The 17,400-nt window shown below is 73.0% G+C and carries 16 protein-coding genes; 8 read left to right on the forward strand and 8 right to left on the reverse strand.

Annotated elements, in window-relative coordinates; translation table 11 throughout:
- Positions 1–75: 75 nt before the first annotated feature.
- The 3 genes from AC0666_RS22730 (at position 76) to AC0666_RS22740 (ending at position 3,139) form a co-directional block, all read left to right on the forward strand.
- Positions 76–822 (forward strand): FadR/GntR family transcriptional regulator, encoded by a 747-nt coding sequence (locus AC0666_RS22730; protein WP_361723469.1) that lies wholly within the window; start codon positions 76–78, stop codon positions 820–822.
- Positions 823–923: 101 nt separating this feature from the next.
- Complete coding sequence (gene eat / locus AC0666_RS22735; protein ID WP_468970640.1) at positions 924–2,396, forward strand: ethanolamine permease; 1,473 nt, start codon at positions 924–926, stop codon at positions 2,394–2,396.
- Positions 2,397–2,446: 50 nt separating this feature from the next.
- On the forward strand, positions 2,447–3,139 hold the full coding sequence (locus AC0666_RS22740) for a gamma-glutamyl-gamma-aminobutyrate hydrolase family protein (RefSeq protein ID WP_468970637.1): 693 nt from the start codon (positions 2,447–2,449) through the stop codon (positions 3,137–3,139).
- A gap of 109 nt (positions 3,140–3,248) precedes the next feature.
- On the opposite strand, the gene AC0666_RS22745 is transcribed toward AC0666_RS22740, so the two are convergent.
- Positions 3,249–3,440: a DUF1059 domain-containing protein gene (locus tag AC0666_RS22745; protein WP_468970634.1), complete on the reverse strand. Its 192-nt coding sequence runs from the start codon at positions 3,438–3,440 to the stop codon at positions 3,249–3,251.
- Between the two features lie 98 nt (positions 3,441–3,538).
- Entirely contained in the window at positions 3,539–4,462 is a 924-nt protein-coding gene (locus AC0666_RS22750; protein ID WP_468970632.1) for a LysR family transcriptional regulator, read from the reverse strand.
- Between the two features lie 70 nt (positions 4,463–4,532).
- Here AC0666_RS22750 and AC0666_RS22755 point away from each other — a divergent pair, with 70 nt between their 5' ends.
- On the forward strand, positions 4,533–5,654 hold the full coding sequence (locus tag AC0666_RS22755) for a TDT family transporter (protein WP_468970629.1): 1,122 nt from the start codon (positions 4,533–4,535) through the stop codon (positions 5,652–5,654).
- Between the two features lie 7 nt (positions 5,655–5,661).
- Here the strand turns inward: AC0666_RS22755 and AC0666_RS22760 are convergent, their stop codons facing one another.
- Together AC0666_RS22760 and AC0666_RS22765 are read right to left on the reverse strand one after the other, a co-directional pair.
- Positions 5,662–6,384, reverse strand: coding sequence for a helical backbone metal receptor (locus tag AC0666_RS22760; protein ID WP_478708185.1), 723 nt, complete (start codon positions 6,382–6,384; stop codon positions 5,662–5,664).
- Between the two features lie 5 nt (positions 6,385–6,389).
- Positions 6,390–7,010, reverse strand: a complete 621-nt coding sequence (locus AC0666_RS22765) for a helix-turn-helix domain-containing protein (RefSeq protein WP_361723448.1) — start codon at positions 7,008–7,010, stop codon at positions 6,390–6,392.
- Positions 7,011–7,242: 232 nt separating this feature from the next.
- On the opposite strand from AC0666_RS22765, the gene AC0666_RS22770 reads away from it, so the two are divergent.
- The 4 genes from AC0666_RS22770 to AC0666_RS22785 all read left to right on the forward strand — a co-directional run bounded on the left by AC0666_RS22770 (position 7,243) and on the right by AC0666_RS22785 (position 11,651).
- Complete coding sequence (locus AC0666_RS22770) at positions 7,243–8,148, forward strand: 5'-3' exonuclease (protein WP_468583844.1); 906 nt, start codon at positions 7,243–7,245, stop codon at positions 8,146–8,148.
- Between the two features lie 49 nt (positions 8,149–8,197).
- Positions 8,198–9,031 (forward strand): siderophore-interacting protein, encoded by an 834-nt coding sequence (locus AC0666_RS22775; RefSeq protein WP_478708186.1) that lies wholly within the window; start codon positions 8,198–8,200, stop codon positions 9,029–9,031.
- A 105-nt stretch (positions 9,032–9,136) separates the two neighbouring features.
- Positions 9,137–10,678 (forward strand): serine hydrolase, encoded by a 1,542-nt coding sequence (locus tag AC0666_RS22780; protein ID WP_468970622.1) that lies wholly within the window; start codon positions 9,137–9,139, stop codon positions 10,676–10,678.
- A 19-nt stretch (positions 10,679–10,697) separates the two neighbouring features.
- Positions 10,698–11,651 carry a pseudouridine synthase gene (locus AC0666_RS22785; protein ID WP_468970619.1) on the forward strand — a complete coding sequence of 318 codons (954 nt, stop codon included), beginning with the start codon at positions 10,698–10,700 and terminating at the stop codon, positions 11,649–11,651.
- Between the two features lie 55 nt (positions 11,652–11,706).
- On the opposite strand, the gene AC0666_RS22790 is transcribed toward AC0666_RS22785, so the two are convergent.
- The 4 genes from AC0666_RS22790 to tatC form a co-directional block, all read right to left on the reverse strand.
- Positions 11,707–12,381, reverse strand: coding sequence for a TetR/AcrR family transcriptional regulator (locus tag AC0666_RS22790; protein WP_468970616.1), 675 nt, complete (start codon positions 12,379–12,381; stop codon positions 11,707–11,709).
- Positions 12,382–12,472: 91 nt separating this feature from the next.
- Positions 12,473–15,325 (reverse strand): DEAD/DEAH box helicase, encoded by a 2,853-nt coding sequence (locus tag AC0666_RS22795; RefSeq protein ID WP_478708187.1) that lies wholly within the window; start codon positions 15,323–15,325, stop codon positions 12,473–12,475.
- A gap of 71 nt (positions 15,326–15,396) precedes the next feature.
- Positions 15,397–16,296 carry a diacylglycerol kinase gene (locus tag AC0666_RS22800; protein WP_478708188.1) on the reverse strand — a complete coding sequence of 300 codons (900 nt, stop codon included), beginning with the start codon at positions 16,294–16,296 and terminating at the stop codon, positions 15,397–15,399.
- A 91-nt stretch (positions 16,297–16,387) separates the two neighbouring features.
- Positions 16,388–17,353: a twin-arginine translocase subunit TatC gene (tatC, locus tag AC0666_RS22805; RefSeq protein WP_361723430.1), complete on the reverse strand. Its 966-nt coding sequence runs from the start codon at positions 17,351–17,353 to the stop codon at positions 16,388–16,390.
- Between the last annotated feature and the right edge of the window lie 47 nt (positions 17,354–17,400).

Genomic DNA, 17,400 nt, shown 5'->3' on the forward strand with positions numbered 1-17,400 from the left:
GAATCTCTCCTTCGGTGAGCCGAGGGGGCCTAAGGTATTGAACAGAACCATTGCTTGGGAAGAGGAGGGGCCGAGATGACCGGCACGGCGAGTGAAGGCGGCGCGATCGCGCGGCTGAATCCGGTGTTGCGACAGGTGCGGGCGGGCAACGGTTTCGAGGAGGCGCTGGAGCAGATCCTCCAGGTGGTCCGGCTGGGCCTGGTGCCCGGCGGCGAACGGCTTCCGCCCGAGCGCGAGTTGGCGGAGCGGATGGGGATCAGCCGGGTCACCCTGCGCGAGGTGCTGAAGGTACTCCAGGACCAGGGCCTGGTGGAGGCGCGGCGCGGGCGGTACGGCGGGACGTTCGTGCTGCCGCGCCCCGATCCCCCGGCCGGCGGCACCGAGGACGAGCTCCGCCGGCGCGTGGTGGGCGTGGACATCGAGGACGTCCTGCGCTTCCGCGAGGTCCTGGAGGTGGGGGCGGCCGGCCTGTGCGCGGCGCAGGGGCTGTCCGAGGAGGACGGCGAACGGCTGCTCGGCGCGCTGGCGGCCACGCACGACGCGCCGCTGACCGACTACCGCCGCCGCGACACCCTCTTCCACCTCACCCTGTGCGAACTCGCCGGCTCGGCCACCCTGACGGCCCAGTACGCCGCCGTCCGGGCCACCGTGAACGACCTGCTGGACTGCATCCCCCTGCTGGTGCGCAACCTGGAGCACTCGCAGCAGCAGCACAGCGCGCTCGTCGAGGCGGTGCTGGAGCGGGACGCGGACGCGGCGCGCGAGGTGATGCGCGAGCACTGCTGCGGCACGGCGGCGCTGCTGCGGGGATTCCTGGCCTGAGGGAGGCTTTCGTAACCGCTGTTTAACGCAAGGGTCTTGCGCTCTCCACTCTCCGCCCGCAAAGGTACGCCCCACAACCATTGCCTGAGGCAGGAGTGCACATGGCCGACGACACCGAGGCACGGCTCGCAGTCGCGCCCGAATCCCCCACCCCCTCCGGCAGCGGGGGCGACGGCTACCTGGAGCGCCGTACGCTGCGCCGCGGCAGCGCCGGCTGGCTGCTGCTCACCGGCTTGGGCGTCGCGTACGTCGTCTCCGGCGACTTCTCCGGCTGGAACGTCGGCCTCGCCCAGGGCGGCTTCGGCGGGCTCGCCCTCGCCACCGTCCTGATGGGCGCGATGTACGCCTGCCTCGTCTTCTCCCTCGCGGAGCTGTCCGCGATCCTGCCGACGGCGGGCGGCGGCTACGGCTTCGCCCGCCGCGCCCTGGGCCCCTGGGGCGGCTTCCTCACCGGCACCGCGATCCTCATCGAGTACATCCTCGCGCCCGCCGCGATCGCCATCTTCATCGGCGACTACGTCGAATCCCTGGACCTCTTCGGCCTCACCTCCGGCTGGCCCGTCTACCTGGCCTGCTTCGCGGTGTTCATCGGCATCCACCTGTGGGGCGTGGGCGAGGCCCTGCGCTTCTCGCTCGTCGTGACCGCGGTGGCCGTGCTCGCGCTGATCGTCTTCGCGGCCGGCGCGTTCACCGGCTTCGACGCCGGCCGCCTCGACGACATCGCGGTCGACACCACCGCCTTCGGCTCGGGCTCCTGGCTGCCGCTGGGGGTGCTCGGCATCTGGGCCGCCTTCCCCTTCGGCATGTGGTTCTTCCTCGGCGTCGAGGGCGTACCGCTCGCGGCCGAGGAGGCCAAGGACCCGGTGCGCTCCATGCCGCGCGCCCTGTCGATCTCCATGGGCATCCTCGTGCTGCTCGCGCTGATCACCTTCCTGGCCTCGACCGGAGCGCGCGGCGCCGATGCCATCAAGGACGCCGGCAACCCGCTGGTCGTCGCCCTGGAGGGCGACCCCGGCCTGTCCTGGCTCAAGACCTTCGTCAACTACGCGGGCCTGGCCGGGCTCGTGGCCTCGTTCTTCTCCCTCATCTACGCCGGGTCGCGCCAGCTGTTCGCCCTGTCCCGAGCCGGCTACCTGCCGCGCTTCCTGTCCCTGACCTCCCGCCGCAAGGCCCCGTACCTGGGGCTGCTCATCCCCGGCGCGATCGGCTTCGCGCTGGCGGCGGCCACGGGGAACGGCCCGCGCATGCTCAACATCGCGGTGTTCGGCGCGACCATCTCGTACGCGCTGATGGCCCTGTCCCACATCGTGCTGCGCAGGCGGGAGCCGGGCCTGGAGCGGCCGTACCGTACGCCCGGCGGCATCGCCACCTCGTCGGTGGCGTTCGTCCTCGCCCTGTCGGCACTCGTCGCCACCTTCCTGGTGGACAAGGACGCGGCATTCATCGCCCTGGGTGTGTACGCCGTCGCCCTCGCCTACTTCGCGCTCTACAGTCGCCACCGTCTCGTCGCCTCCGCGCCGGAGGAGGAGTTCGCGGCGCTGGCGCAGGCCGAGGCCGAGCTCACCCGCGACTGACCCGTACCGCTCCACCCGACCCTTCCCCGCCCCTTTCGGAGGTAGCCACCGTGCCCAGGCCGCTCATCGGCATCACCACCTACGTGGAGGAATCCACCCGCTTCCGGGTGTGGGACGTCCCGGCCTCCCTGGTGCCCACGGGCTACTACGAGCTCGTACAGGCGGCCGGCGGCGCGGCGGTCCTGCTCCCGCCGGACGACCCGGCGGCGGCAGCGGAGGTGCTCGGCCGGGTGGACGGCCTGGTGGTCGCGGGCGGCCCGGACCTGGACCCGGCCCGCTACGGCGCCGAACGGGACCCGCGTACGGGGCCCGCGGCCACGCAGCGCGACGACTGGGAACTCGCCCTGATCGGGGCGGCGTTGGCGGCGGGCAAGCCCCTGCTGGGCATCTGCCGGGGCATGCAGGCGCTGAACGTGGCCCTGGGCGGCACGCTGGTCCAGCACATCGACGGGCACGTGGAGGCGCCGGGGGTGATGTCCTGGCACCCGGTCCGACCGGTCGCGGGCACGCGGTACGCACAGCTGGTGCCGGAGGAGGCGGAGGTCCCGACCTACCACCACCAGGCCGTCGACCGCCTGGGCGAGGGGCTGATCGCCTCGGCCCACGCGGAGGACGGCACGGTGGAGGCCGTGGAACTCCCGGACGCCGCCCGCTGGGTGCTGGGCGTGCAATGGCACCCGGAACGCGACAAGGACACCCGCGTCCTGGCCTCCCTGGTGGAGGCCTCGGCCGCTCCCCGCTGACGGCCCTGCCCACCGGCCCCCGGCGGCCGCGGGGGCGGACCGGCGCAGCCGGTCGGCGGGGGACGACCTGCGCAGCCGGGTGCGCCGATGACTCAGGCCTGCCGACGGTTCAGGCGTGCTGAGGCGTTTCCTCCCTCATGACCGAGGTGAGCTGCTCCCGCAGCTCCGGACCCGCCGTGTGCCCGTGCACGGACACGGCGTGCTCCTCCGCGGCGCGGAGCAGCTCCGCCTCCTCGCCCGCCATGAAGAGGCTGCAGTTCGATTCGCTCGGGAACTCCCGGCAGTCGATCATCTTGCGCATGATGCGCCTCCTCGGATGCGACTGCCTCCATTGTCGGACGGATCCGCCGAGGCGGCGAACACGCCGCCGGGCCGCCGGCGGGGAGTCGACGGCGCCGGTCAGGCCGGGGTGCGGGTGAGGGAGAGCAGGTCGCGGGCCGGGCCCGCCGGGCGGGAGCCCGTGGGCCAGACCGCACGCAGGGCCCGGTCCAGCGCGGCACCGGCCACCGGGACCGCCACCAGGCGGCGCCCCGCCAGTTCGTCGCCCACCGCCAGCTCCGACAGGACGCAGGGCCCCGCCCCGCTCACCGCCGCCGCCTTGACGGCGGTGGTGGAGGCGAGCTCCAGCAGCGGCTCCGCGAGGCCCCCGGAGTCCGCCAGGGCCGCGTCCAGGACCTGCCGCGTCCCCGACCCCCGCTCCCGCAGGATCAGCGGCGTCCCCGCGAGCTCCACCGCCTCGATTCCCCGGGAGCGCCGCGCCCACCGGTGGCCGGGGGCCACCGCCACCACCAGCCGGTCCTGCGCGATCACCACCGCGTCCAGCCCCTCCGGCACGGTCAGACCCTCCACGAAGCCGAGGTCCGCCTCGTGGGCGAGCACGCGCTCGGCGACGACCGCCGAGTTCCCGGCGTGCAGCGACACGGCGGTCCCCGGCCGCTGCCCGCGCAGGGCGATCAGCCAACCGGGCAGCAGGTACTCCGCGATGGTCATACTGGCGGCCACCCGCAGCCGCGAGTCCCGCCGCCCGCGCAGCGCCTGCGCACCCGCGTCGAAGGCCTCCGCGGCCTCCACCACCCGCCGGGCCCAGTCGGTGACCAGCGCGCCCTCCGCCGTCAGGGTCGAACCGCGCGGCGAGCGGTCCACCAGCGCCACCCCCAAGCGTGCCTCCATGGCGCGGATCCGGCTGCTCGCGGCGGGCTGGGTGATGCCCATCCGCTTGGCTGCGCCGCTCAGGCTGCCGGCCCGGGCCACCGCGAGCAGCAGCTCCAGCGCGCCCAGGTCCGGTACCCGGTGCGCCAGCGGAACCCACTCCTCGTCAGTCATAAAGTCAGTTTATGGCCTCATAGGGAGAGGGCCTCTGCCGCCCGGCGGCGCCCGGCGCGAGCCTGGGCCCATGGCCACCACCGTCGTACGACCCCGTCCAGCCACCCCCCGGACCCCCCAGGCCCACAAGGCCTTCCCGGCGCTCCGCCACCTCGGCCCCAACTGGTACGCCTCCATCATGGGCACGGCGATCGTCGCCAACGCCGGCGTGACCCTCCCGTACCAGGCCCCCGGCCAGCGGGCGGCCTGCCAGGTCGTCTGGGCGCTGTCCGCCCTGGCCCTCGCCGTCCTCCTCACCGCCCGCGCCCTGCACTGGCTCCACCACCGCGACCAGGCCCGCGCCCACCTCCTCGACCCCGCCGTGGCCCCCTTCTACGGGTGCCTCGCGATGGCCCTGCTGGCGGTCGGCGCCGGCACCCTCCTCGTCGGCAGGGATCTGGTCGGGGAGGGCGCGGCGGTCGCCGCGGACGCGGTCCTCTTCACCGCCGGCACCGCCGTCGGCCTGGTCATGGCCGTCGCCGTGCCCTACCTGATGGTCGTGCGGCACCGGGCCGAGGCCGCCCAGGCCACCCCCGTCTGGCTGCTTCCCCTGGTGGCCCCGATGGTCTCCGCCGCCGTGGGCCCGCTGCTGATACCCCACCTGCCCGCCGGCCAGCCCCGCGAGGCGCTCCTGCTGGCCTGCTACGCCATGTTCGGCATCAGCCTGCTGGCCGTCCTGGTGATGCTGCCGCTCGTCTTCGGCCGGTTGATCACGGGCGGGCCGCTCCCGTCGGCCCTGACCCCCACGCTGTTCCTGGTCCTCGGCCCCCTCGGCCAGTCCACCACCGCCGTCAACCAGCTCGCCGACGCGGCCCCCCGCGCGATCGACGCCCCCTACGCCGGAGCGCTCGCCGCCCTCGCCGTCGTCTACGGGGTGCCCGTGATGGGGTTCGCCCTGCTGTGGCTGGCTCTCGCCGCCTCGCTGCTGGTCCGGGCCGCCCGGGACGGCATGGGCTTCGCGATGACCTGGTGGGCCCTGACCTTCCCCGTCGGCACCTGCGTCACCGGCGCCGCCGGCCTGGCCCGCCACACCGGCCTGACCGCCTTCGCCTGGCTGGCCGCGGGCCTCTTCCTCGCCCTGCTCACCGCCTGGCTGCTCGCCGCCGGCCACACCCTGCGCGGCCTGCGCACCGGCCGGCTGCTCCCCCGCTAGCCGCAGCTCAGCAGGCCATGCGCAAGGCGGCGGCCAGCGCCTGCGGGGCCTGCACCAGGGAGGGGCCGTACCAGGTCAGCGCACGGCCGTCGACGAGCGCGGCCGGACGGCCCGGGAACGCCTCCGGGCCGTCCTCGCGCGTGAAGCGGTACGGCTCGTCGGGCAGCACCACCAGATCGCGGTCGACGGCGGCCAGCTCCGCCACCGGTATCCGCGGATACCGCTCCGGGTGGCCGGCGTACACGTTGCGCACCCCCAGCCGCGCGAGCAGGTCCCCGGGGAAGGTGTCGCGGCCGAGCACCATCCAAGGGCGCCGCCAGACCGGTACGAACGCGCGCAGCGGGCCCACGGGCTCCGTCCCGGCCCACGCCGCCTCGGCCTCGTCCAGCCACTCGGGCCTCGCCAGGCCCATGGCTCCCACCAGCACCCGGTCCAGCTCGGTCAGTGCCTGCGGCAGCGAGCGGATCTCCGTGACCAGCACCTCCAGGCCGGCTCCCCGCAGCGCGGCGAGGTCGGGGGCGCGGTTCTCCTCCTCGTTGGCGATCACCAGGTCCGGGCGCAGCTCCGCGATCCGCCGCACGTCCGGGTTCTTGGTGCCTCCGATGCGCACCGCACCCCGCTCCTCCAGGCCGGCGGGATGGGTGCACCAGTCGGTGACCCCGACCAGCAGGCCGGGCGCGGTCACCGCCACCGCCTCGGTCAGCGAGGGCACCAGCGAGACGACCCGCATCCCGGTCAGTGACCCGGGGAGGGCGGCTCGGAGGTCGCGTGGATGTGCTCGCCGACCGCCACGACCAGGAAGCGGGTGTCCTCGCTGACCGCCCGCCAGCGGTGCCGCACGCCGCCGGACAGGAACAGCGCGTCCCCGCTCTCCAGCCGGTAGGCCCGCCCCTCCGCCTCCACCTGGCAGGCGCCCGAGACCACGTACATCAGCTCGTCGTTGCGGTGCTGGTACTCGCGGCCCGCGTCCTGGTCCCCGCTGAATTCCAGCGCGTGCAGCTGGTGGTGGCCGCGGACGAGGGGGCGTACGCCCGGGACCGGGGTGAGACCGGAGTCGTCCCCGGCCCGCACCAGGTCGACGGTGCGGGCGGTGTCGGACGCGGCCAGCAGCTCGACGGCCGTGGTCTCCAGCGCGTCGGCCACCCGTTCAAGGGACCGCATGCTGGGCCGGGCCCGCTCGTTCTCTATCTGGCTCAGGAAGGGCACCGACAGGCCGCTGCGCGCCGAAACGGCGGCGAGGGTGAGATGGAGCGCCCGGCGCCGTTTGCGCACGGCGACGCCCACCCGGAGCGGTTCCTTGGCGTCCTTCTCCCGCTCCTTGTCTTCCCTGTCGTACGAGCCGTCCCTGTCGTCCATGGCGGGGCTGCCCTCCCCTTGTCCTGGTCCGTCGCACATCGATGTGCTGTAAGCACCTTACGCAGCAACCGCCTCCGGTTTCGCGCGCAAGAGCCCTCCAGGCTACGCCCGGGCGGAAACTCGCGTGCCACTTCCGATCACTCTTGCGGCCACTTCCCGTGCTCCCGGCCGTAACCGGGCGCCGTCGGCGGGGTGCGGCATCATCGTCGTCGTGACGACGACTCGACGCCTGATGCTCCTGGACACCGCCTCCCTCTACTTCCGCGCGTACTTCGGTGTGCCGGACTCCGTGAAGGCGCCCGACGGTACGCCGGTCAACGCCGTGCGCGGACTGCTCGACATGATCGGGCGGCTGGTCCAGGACCACCGCCCCGACGACCTGGTGGCGTGCATGGACGCCGACTGGCGGCCGCACTGGCGGGTGGAGCTGATCCCCTCGTACAAGGCCCACCGGGTCGCCGTGGAGACCGAGACCGGCCCGGACGTGGAGGAGACCCCGGACACCCTGGCCCCGCAGGTGCCGATCATCGAGGCGGCGCTGGACGCGTTCGGGATCGCCCGGGTGGGGGTCGCCGGGTACGAGGCGGACGATGTGATCGGCACGCTGACCGCCCGCGCCACCGGCCCGGTGGACATCGTCACCGGCGACCGGGACCTCTACCAGCTGGTGGACGACGCCCGGCAGCGGCGCGTGCTGTACCCGATCAAGGGCGTCGGATCGCTCCAGATCACCGACGAGGCCTGGCTGCGGGCGAAGTACGGGGTGGACGGCCCGGGTTATGCGGACCTGGCACTGCTGCGCGGCGACCCGAGCGACGGCCTGCCCGGGGTCCCCGGCATCGGCGAGAAGACCGCGGCGAAGCTCCTGGACGCGTACGGCAGCCTGGCCGGGATCATCGCGGCCGTCGACGACCCGAAGTCGGGGCTGACCCCGGCCCAGCGCAAGCGGCTGGACGAGTCCCGGGCCTATCTGGCGGTGGCCCCGAAGGTGGTCCGCGTGGCCTCGGACGTGCCGCTGCCCCGGTTCGACCCGGCCCTCCCGACCGTCCCGGCGGAGCCGGACGTCGTCGACGCCCTTGCGCGCCGCTGGGGCCTGGGCGGAGCGGTGGCGCGGCTGGGCAGCGCACTTCGCCTTTGAAGTGCTAACTTAGGTACGCCTAAGTTTCAGGGGAGTCAGGGGAGACGCCGTGGCTGAAGGACGCGCCCGCATGGTCGAGACCGCTGTCGTCGTGCGCACCGAGCGGCTGACGCCGCACATGGTGCGGCTGGTGCTCGGCGGTGCCGGACTGGCCCGGTTCGGGGCGGGCGAGTTCACCGACCACTACATCAAGATCCTGTTCGGGCCCGAGGGCGTCACCTACCCCTCCCCCTGGGACCTGGACCGGATCCGCGCCGAGTACCCGCGCGAGGCCTGGCCGCGGCAGCGGGCGTACACGGTCCGTGCGTGGGACCCGGTGCACCAGGAGCTGACCCTCGACTTCGTGGTCCACGGCGACGAGGGTCTGGCCGGCCCGTGGGCGGCCCGCGTCCAACCGGGAGAGCTCGTACGCTTCGTCGGCCCGGGCGGCGCCTACGCACCGGACCCGGCGGCCGAGTGGCACCTGCTGGTCGGCGACGAGAGCGCGCTGCCGGCCATCGCCGCCGCGATGGAGCGGATGCCGGTGGGGGCGCTGGTGCACGCGCTCGTGGAGGTCGAGGGCCCGGAGGACGAGCAGAAGTTCGCCACCCCGGACGGGGTCGTCCCGATGTGGATCCACCGCGGGACGCGCCCGGTCGGCGAGGCGCTGGTGGAGGCGGTCCAGAACCTGCCGTTCCCGTCCCGGGACGTCCACGCCTTCGTCCACGGGGAGGCGGGCTTCGTCAAGGACCTGCGCCGCCACCTGCGCCTTGAGCGCGGTATCGCCCGGGAGCGCCTGTCCATCTCCGGGTACTGGCGCCTGGGCGAGACGGACGAGGGCTGGCGGGCGATCAAGCGCGACTGGAACGCCGTCGTGCTGGCCGAGCAGGAATCGGCCGCCTGACTCCGACTGGTCGCACCCCGCCCGTAACGGGCCCGCGGCACGGGTGCCGTTGACCGCCGGGCCCGCCGACCGGCGGGCTCGGGCGATCGGCGCGAGAATGGCGGCATGCGTACCCTCCGCGTGCTGTCCGCGACCGGAGCGGCCGTGGTGCTGGCCGCAGGCGCAGCGGTGGCGGCGCCGAGCCCACCGCCCCCGCCGAAGCCGCTGATCGGCGAGGAGCAGGTCGACAAGGCCCTCAAACGCCTCCCCGGCTTCGTGACCGACGGCATGCGCGAGACCGGCGTCCCCGGGGTGTCCGTGGCCGTCGTCCACCGCGACAAGGTGGTCTACCTCCAGGGCTTCGGGGTCCGCCGCACCGGCGAGACAGCGAAGGTCGGCCCGGACACCGTCTTCCAGATCGCCTCCCTCTCGAAGCCCGTCTCCTCCACGGTCGTCGCCGGCGCCCTGAAGAACCCCGCCGACTGGGACCGCCGCACCGAACTCCCCGGCTTCGCCCTCAAGGACCGCTGGGTCACCGGCCACGTCACCACCGCCGACCTCCTCTCCCACCGCAGCGGCCTTCCCGACCACGCGGGCGACCTCCTTGAGGACCTGGGCTACGACCAGTCGTACATCCTCGACCACCTCCGCATGGAGCCCCTGACCCCCTTCCGCGCGAGCTACGCCTACACCAACTTCGGTTTCACCGCGGCTGCCGAGGCCGTCGCCCGCGCCCACGGCACGAGTTGGCAGAAGCTCAGCGAGGACACCCTCTTCAAGCCCGCCTCGATGACCCGCACCAGCACCGAGTTCTCCGCCTTCGCGCACGCCCCCGACCACGCGGCCACCCACGTCAAGAACCCGGACGGCACCTGGTCCCCGCGCTTCGTGCGCGATCCGGACGCCCAGGCCCCGGCCGGCGGGGTCAGCTCCACCGCCCGCGACATGGCACGCTGGATGCGGCTCCAGCTGTCGGGCGGCACCCTCGACGGGACCCGGATCATCCCCGCCGACACCCTCGCCACCACCCACCTGCCGCAGATCCTGTCGCAGCCGCCCACCCCGCCCGAGAACCGCACCGGCTTCTACGGGCTCGGCTGGAACGTCTCGTACGACGAGGCCGGCCGGCTGCGCCTGAGCCATTCCGGGGCCTTCGACCTCGGCGCCAACACCAACGTCACCCTGCTCCCCCTGGAACAGCTCGGCATCGTCGTCCTCACCAACGGCGCGCCCGTCGGCCTGGCCGACTCCATCGCCCTCGACTTCTTCGACACCGCCGAGCACGGCAAGCCCACCGCCGACTGGCTGCCGCTGGTGGGGCAGCTCTACGCCCGGCTGGACGACTCGGACCGCTCGACCACCGACTACGCCCACCCGCCCGCCGGCGCGAAGCCGGCCCGCGCCGACTCCGCGTACACCGGGACCTACGACAACCCGTACTACGGCAAGCTGACGGTGACGGCGGCCACCGGAGGCACCGGCGGCCTCGTCCTCTCCCTCGGCCCCAAGCCGCTGCGGTACGCGCTCACCCACTACGACGGCGACACGTTCAGCTTCGAGACCTCCGGTGAGAACGCGGTCGGGCGCACCGGGGTGACCTTCAAGGACGGCACCGTCCGCATCGAGTACCTGGACGAGAACCACCTGGGGACCTTCACCCGGCAGTAGCGGCATAGCCTGGACCCCGATGAGACGCAGAACCCCGGTACCCCCCTCGCCCCTCCCCCAGCGCGCCGGCATCGACCCGGTCCGGCTGCGGCTGCCGGCCGACCCGGACGGACAGTGGCAGGACCTCGGCAGCTACCTCGCCGCCCGCTACGCCGGAACCCGCGGCGCCGAATCCATCGCCCGCCTGCTGCACGGCGGACGGGTGGTCGGCGCCGGCGGGCGGGTCCTGCGCGCGCAGGACCCGTACGAGCCGGGCGCCTACCTGTGGTTCCACCGGGACATGGACCCGGAGCCGCCGGTGCCGTTCCCCCTCCGGGTCGTACACCGGGACGCCCACCTGCTCGTCGTGGACAAACCGCACTTCCTGGCGACCACCCCGCGCGGCAGCCACATCACGCAGACCGCCCTGGCCCGACTGCGCGCGGAGCTCGGCCTGCCGCAGCTCAGCCCGGTGCACCGGCTGGACCGGCTGACCGCCGGACTGGTGATGTTCAGCATCCGCCCCGAGGACCGCGGCCCCTACCAACTGCTCTTCCAGGAGCGGCGGGTGCACAAGGAGTACGAGGCCCTCGCCCGCCACGACCCCGCCGTCGACCTGCCCCGCACGGTCCGCAGCCACATCGAGAAGAGCCGCGGGGTCATCGCGGCGACCGAGGTCCCCGGCGCGGAGCCGAACGCGGAGAGCCTGATCGAACTCACCGGCACCCGCGGCGGCCTGGGCCGCTACCGCCTGACCCCGCACACCGGCCGCACCCACCAACTGCGGGTGCACATGAACAGCCTGGGCCTGCCGATCCTCGGCGACCCGGTGTACCCGCAGGTCACCGACCCGGCCCCGGACGACTACCGCCGCCCGCTCCAACTCCTGGCCCGCTCGCTGTCGTTCACCGACCCGATCACCGGAACCCCGCACCACTTCGAAAGCACCCTGACCCTCCGGGCCTGGGAGGACTACGCGGCCTGGGCCGCGTAGCCCGCGTGCTCGGCCCCGGGCCGTCACGGGGGCGGGCTCCGGTCCCCCGGGGGTCTCAGCGGCGGGCTCCCGCGATGCGCAGCGCCGCGTCCGCGGTGGCGTCCGCGAAGACGGCCATGGGGCGGCCCGGGTCGGAGCCGTGGATCAGCATGACGCCCTCGATGAGGCCGAACACCAGGTCGTTGCGCAAGGCCAGCCCGGCCCGGTCACCGGCCAGTTCGGCTCCGGCGGTGGTGCCGTCGAGCAACGTCCGGTAGGCGTCCTTCAGTTCCCCGCGCATCCGGCGGAACCGGGTGAACCGGGTGCCGCGCACCTCGGGCAGCAGGTAGAGGGCGCCGAGGTTGTACGGTCCCCCGCACAGCAGCGTCACGTCCGCGCGGCACAACTCCCACAGGCGCTGCGCCGCGGGTCTGCCGGTGTCGGTGAGCAGCCGCCGGGCCAGCGCCAGGGAGGGCGCAACCGTGGACTCCAGGAGTTCGGCGAGGAGTTCCTCCTTGCCGCCGAAGTAGTGGTACATGGTGGCCTGGCGCATTCCGGCCCGTTCGGCCACCGCCCGCGTGGTGGTGGCCGCGTACCCCTGGAGGGTGAACAGTTCGGCCGCCGCGCAGAGGAGTTCCTCGCGCGGCGGCCGACCGCTCTGTGGTCTCAGCTGATCGGCGCGCGGCCGACCGACCCGTCTTCGCCTTTCGTCCGGGCCCGTTCCCGAGCCCGGACCCGTTCCGCCGGTCATGGTGTGATCGTCGCACAGGGACATGCCGAAGCGATCATGGCAAGAGATGAGATCTGGCCAACCCCACCCTCGGAGGAAGCCCCAAAAGGCCCTAGCCGACCGAGCTGTAGGCCACTACACCCCGAAGTAGCGCGTCCACGGCCTTACGGGCATTTCGCGCCACCGTGCTCCCGCCCTGCGAGGACGGCGGAGCGGAGGAGGCCGGAGCGGCCGCGGCGATCTGCCCCAGCACGTCGATGACCTGCTTGCACCAGCGCACGAAGTCACCGGCCGGCATCTCCGCCTCGCGGAGCACCTCGTCCAGGGTCTTGTCGGAGGCCCACTGGTACGCGGCCCATGCGAAGCCGAGATCCGGCTCGCGCTGGCCGACGCCCTCCGCCTGGTGGATGCGGTGCTCCTCCTCCAGTGCGTCCAGGCGGCCCCAGATGCGGACCATCTCGCCCAGCGCGGCCTTGGCCGCGCCGCCCGGCACCTTCGGCGCCACCGCATCGTCGGCCTGCCGCGCCTCGAACACCAGCGCCGAGACGCAGGCGGCCAGTTCGGCCGGGCTCAGGCCCTCCCAGACCCCGGCGCGCAGGCATTCCGACGCCAGCAGGTCGAGCTCCCCGTACAGCCGGGCGAGCCGCTTGCCGTGCACGGTGACCTCGTCCTCGCGCAGGTAGTCCAGCTCGGTCAGCAGCGCGTGGATCCGGTCGAATGTCCGGGCGATGGTGTTGGTGCGGCCCTCGATGCGCCGCTCCAGCGCCTGCGTGTCCCGCTTGAGGCGGTGGTAGCGCTCGGCCCAGCGGGCGTGGTCCTCGCGCTCGTCGCAGCCGTGGCAGGGATGCGCCCGCAGCGCGGCCCGCAGCCGGGTGATCTCGCGGTCGTCGGCGGCCGCGGACCGGCCGCGGTTCCGCCGCTCCACCGTGATGTGACCGGCCTTGGCTCGCAGTTGGGACGCCAGGTCCCGACGGGACTGCGGGGAGCGCGCGTTGAAGGTCTTGGGGATCCTCATCCGCTCGATGGCCTCGACCGGGACCGGGAAGTCCATGGAGGCGAGCCGCTTGACCTGCCGCTCGGCGGTGAGCACCAGCGGACGCGGGCCCTCCGCGTACTCCTGGCCCCGGTGCCCGTTGACCCGCCCGGCCGGCACGCCCGGGTCCAGGACCAGCGCGAGTCCGGCGAACTTGCCCGTCGGCACGTGGATGATGTCGCCCGGCTTGAGCTTCTCCAGCGAACTGGCCGCCTGGGCCCGGCGCTGGGCGGCGCCCTGCTTGGCCAGGTCCGTTTCGCGGTCCTTGAGGTCACGGCGCAGCTGCGCGTACTCCTCGAAGTTCCCGAGGTGGCAGGTCATGCCCTCCCGGTAGCCGTGCAGGCCCTCCTCGTTGCGCTGCACCTGCCGCGAGATCCCGACCACGGAGCGGTCGGCCTGGAACTGCGCGAAGGAGGTCTCCAGCAGCTCGCGGGAGCGGTGCCGCCCGAACTGCTGGACCAGGTTGACGGCCATGTTGTACGAGGGTTTGAAGCTGGAGCGCAGCGGATACGTACGCGTACCGGCGAGCCCGGCGAGGGCGGCCGGGTCCATGCCCCGCTGCCACAGCACCACGGCGTGGCCCTCGACGTCGATGCCGCGCCGCCCGGCCCGGCCGGTCAGCTGCGTGTACTCGCCGGGGGTGATGTCGGCGTGCTGTTCGCCGTTCCACTTGACGAGCTTCTCCAGGATCACCGTGCGCGCGGGCATGTTGATGCCCAGCGCCAGGGTCTCGGTGGCGAAGACGGCCTTGACCAGGCCGCGGACGAACAGCTCCTCCACGACCTCCTTGAAGGTCGGCAGCATGCCGGCGTGGTGGGCGGCGATGCCCCGCTCCAGGCCTTCGAGCCACTCGTAGTACCCGAGGACGTGCAGGTCCTCGGTGGGGATGGAGGCCGTCCGCTCCTCGACGATCTCCCGGACCTTCAGGCGGGCGGTGTCGTCGTTGAGCCGCAGGCCCGCATACAGGCACTGCTGGACGGCGGCCTCGCAGCCGGCCCGGCTGAAGATGAAGTTGATGGCGGGCAGCAGCCCGTCGTTGTCGAGGCGGGCGATGACCTCCGGGCGGCCGGGGGTCCAGATCCGGCTGCGGGAGCGCCGCTCGCGCTCGCGGTCGGCCTCGCGGATCATCTTGCCGCGCCGCCGGTCCTTCGGGGCGTACGTGCGGCTGTTCTCCTCGCGCGCCATCCGCAGCAGGTCGGGGTTGACCTCCCGGCGGGCGGAGCCGCGGCCGCCGTGGTCGGACTCCTCCTCGAAGAGGTCGTAGATCCGCCGGCCGGCCATGACGTGCTGCCACAGCGGGACGGGCCGCTCCTCGGAGACGATCACCTCGGTGTCGCCGCGGACGGTGTCGAGCCAGTCGCCGAACTCCTCGGCATTGGAGACGGTCGCCGACAGGGAGACCAGCGTCACCGACTCGGGGAGGTGGATGATCACTTCCTCCCAGACGGCGCCGCGGAACCGGTCGGAGAGGTAGTGCACCTCGTCCATCACGACGTAGCCGAGGCCGAGCAGCGACTGCGAGCCCGCGTACAGCATGTTGCGGAGCACCTCGGTGGTCATGACCACGATCGGCGCCTCGGAGTTGACGCTGTTGTCGCCCGTCAGCAGACCCACCTTGGCGGCGCCGTAGCGCCTGACCAGGTCGGCGTACTTCTGGTTCGACAGGGCCTTGATGGGCGTCGTGTAGAAGCACTTGCGGCCCTGCTGGAGGGCCAGGTGCACGGCGAACTCGCCGACGATGGTCTTGCCCGAGCCGGTCGGGGCGGCGACCAGCACGCCCTTGCCGGCCTCCAGGGCCTTGCAGGCCTCGACCTGGTACGGGTCCAGGTCGAAGTCGTACATCGCGCGGAAGGGGAACAGGGCGGTGGCCTCTTCGGCGGCGCGAATCCGGGCAGCGGCGTACCGCTCGGCGGGTGAAAGTTCTTCGGTCATCTTGCTATCGAGCCTACCCGTCGCCTCTGACAACAGTCTCGATCTTTATCGGCACCCGGGGACGGGATCGCCTACGCCAGCAGCCGGACCGCCGCCGGTACGCACTGCGCGGTCACCGGCAGCGGGCCCAGCGGTTCGCCGTCCGCGTAGGCGGTGATCCCGGGGGCCTCCAGGGTGATCTTCGCGGCCCGGTGGACGCTCACCTTCGGGTGGCTCAGGTGGGCGCCCCGGTACACCTGCGGGAAGACCGAGAGCAGGGTGGTCCGGCTGCAGTCGCCGACGACCACGACGTCGAACAGCCCGTCGTCGGGAACGGCGTCCGCGCAGATCCGCATCCCGCCACCGTACGAGGAGCCGTTGCCGACGGCGACCAGCGTGGCCTCGGTTTCGATCACCGGGCCGTCGTCGAGCGTGATCCGGTACGGGAACGGCCTGAACGCGGCCAGCTCCGCGAGCATCGCCAGGTCGTACTTGAAACGGCCCGCCGGCAGGCGCATCCGGTTGCCCCGGTCGTTGACCCGGGAGTCGAAGCCGGAGCACAGCACCGTCCCGTACCAGGTCCCGCCGCCCGCCCCGTCGACCCGCCCGAGGTCGATCTCCCGGATCCGGCTCTCCTTGAGCGCCTCGGCGGCCAGCCGGCCCGCCCGCGCCGGGTCCCGTACGGGCAGTCCCAGCGCCCGCGCGAAGTCGTTGCCGGTGCCCACCGCCACCACACCGAGCGGCACCAGCGTCCCGGCCACCGCCTGCAGGGCCAGGGAGACCACGCCGTCGCCGCCGACGGCGATCACCGCCCCGGTGCCCTCCCGTACCGCACCCCGCAGCCGGTCGAGCGCGTCCCCGGCGTCGGTGCCGACGACGGTCCGTACGGAGAAGCCGGCGGCCCGGAGCGACGAAGCGGCCGGCTGCGCGGCCTGCGCGCCCCGGCCGCGTCCCGCGGTGGGGTTGACGAAAAGGGTGATCTCAGCGCTCACCGCCGCGGGCACCTTTCGGTGGTGGAGGGGGTGGGGCACCTCCGGGGATCCCCCCGGACGCGGTCTGGGGAGGCAACTGGAGGAGTACCTGTCAGGTGGCGTCGTCGTAACCGTTGATCCGCCGGTGCTCGCCGTCCACCTGCTCGGGCAGGGCGGCCGCGGGGGCGACCGGTTCCATCGCACCGATCGGCGCGGGCGTCAGGTCCAGCTCGGCCGCCTCGTCGTCGGAGAGCAGCGCGTCCGGGTTGCCGCGCCTGCGCCTGCGGTCGTTGACCAGGCAGATCGCGAGGGCGATGAAGTACAGGGCGACGATGGGCGCGGCCAGCGACAGCATGGTGAGCGGGTCACCGGTCGGGGTGGCGAACGCGGCGAAGATCGTGATGCCCAGCACCATGGCCCGCCACCAGCTCGCCAGCCGCTTCGCCGTGAGGACACCCGTGAAGTTGAGCAGGATCAGCAGCAGCGGCAGCTCGAAGGCGAGGCCGAAGACCACGACCATGCGCGTGACCAGGTCGAGGTAGTCGTCGACCGGGAGCAGGTTGCGCGCGTGTTCGGGAGTGAAGTCGAGGAGGATCGTGGCGGTCTGCGGCAGCAGCTTGTACGCGAGGACCGCGCCCGCGCCGAACAGCGGCGCGCCGGCCGCGACGAAGCTCATCGCGTACTTCTTCTCGTGGCTGTGCAGTCCGGGGGCGGTGAAGGCCCACAGCTGGTAGAGCCACACGGGGGCGGAGAGCACCACTCCGGCGGTGAGCGAGACCTTCAGGGCGATCGAGAACGGGGCGATGAGGCCGTTCACGGTCATGTCGGCGCAGGGCCGGCCGTTGCGCTGCGAGACCACCCCGCCGGTGCAGCCGACGGAGTCCAGCATCGGCTTCAGCATGAAGTCGATGAGGTCCTTGTAGTAGAAGGCCGCCACGACGGTGATCACGAGGATCGCCAGGACGGACTTGAGCAGGCGGTTTCTCAGCTCACGCAGGTGCTCGACAAGCGGCATCCGCCCTTCGGCGTCCTTCGCCTGCTTGCCTTGCTTCCCCTGCTTGCGGGCAGACTTGAGCAACCCACGTCCCTTGTCTCGTTGCAGATGACCGGTCATCCCGGTGTGAC

It is taken from the genome of Streptomyces sp. NPDC043680, from assembly GCF_056436685.1.

What these genes read in the sequence shown, in the direction of transcription:
- AC0666_RS22765 (WP_361723448.1), bottom strand. Translation starts at nt 7,010, where the DNA reads ATGGACGACAGGGACGGCTCGTACGACAGGGAAGACAAGGAGCGGGAG.
- AC0666_RS22790 (WP_468970616.1), bottom strand. Translation starts at nt 12,381, where the DNA reads ATGACCGGCGGAACGGGTCCGGGCTCGGGAACGGGCCCGGACGAAAGG.
- eat (WP_468970640.1), top strand. Translation starts at nt 924, where the DNA reads ATGGCCGACGACACCGAGGCACGGCTCGCAGTCGCGCCCGAATCCCCC.
- AC0666_RS22795 (WP_478708187.1), bottom strand. Translation starts at nt 15,325, where the DNA reads ATGACCGAAGAACTTTCACCCGCCGAGCGGTACGCCGCTGCCCGGATT.
- AC0666_RS22750 (WP_468970632.1), bottom strand. Translation starts at nt 4,462, where the DNA reads ATGACTGACGAGGAGTGGGTTCCGCTGGCGCACCGGGTACCGGACCTG.
- AC0666_RS22745 (WP_468970634.1), bottom strand. Translation starts at nt 3,440, where the DNA reads ATGCGCAAGATGATCGACTGCCGGGAGTTCCCGAGCGAATCGAACTGC.
- AC0666_RS22760 (WP_478708185.1), bottom strand. Translation starts at nt 6,384, where the DNA reads ATGCGGGTCGTCTCGCTGGTGCCCTCGCTGACCGAGGCGGTGGCGGTG.
- AC0666_RS22785 (WP_468970619.1), top strand. Translation starts at nt 10,698, where the DNA reads ATGAGACGCAGAACCCCGGTACCCCCCTCGCCCCTCCCCCAGCGCGCC.
- AC0666_RS22730 (WP_361723469.1), top strand. Translation starts at nt 76, where the DNA reads ATGACCGGCACGGCGAGTGAAGGCGGCGCGATCGCGCGGCTGAATCCG.
- AC0666_RS22770 (WP_468583844.1), top strand. Translation starts at nt 7,243, where the DNA reads ATGCTCCTGGACACCGCCTCCCTCTACTTCCGCGCGTACTTCGGTGTG.
- AC0666_RS22780 (WP_468970622.1), top strand. Translation starts at nt 9,137, where the DNA reads ATGCGTACCCTCCGCGTGCTGTCCGCGACCGGAGCGGCCGTGGTGCTG.
- AC0666_RS22755 (WP_468970629.1), top strand. Translation starts at nt 4,533, where the DNA reads ATGGCCACCACCGTCGTACGACCCCGTCCAGCCACCCCCCGGACCCCC.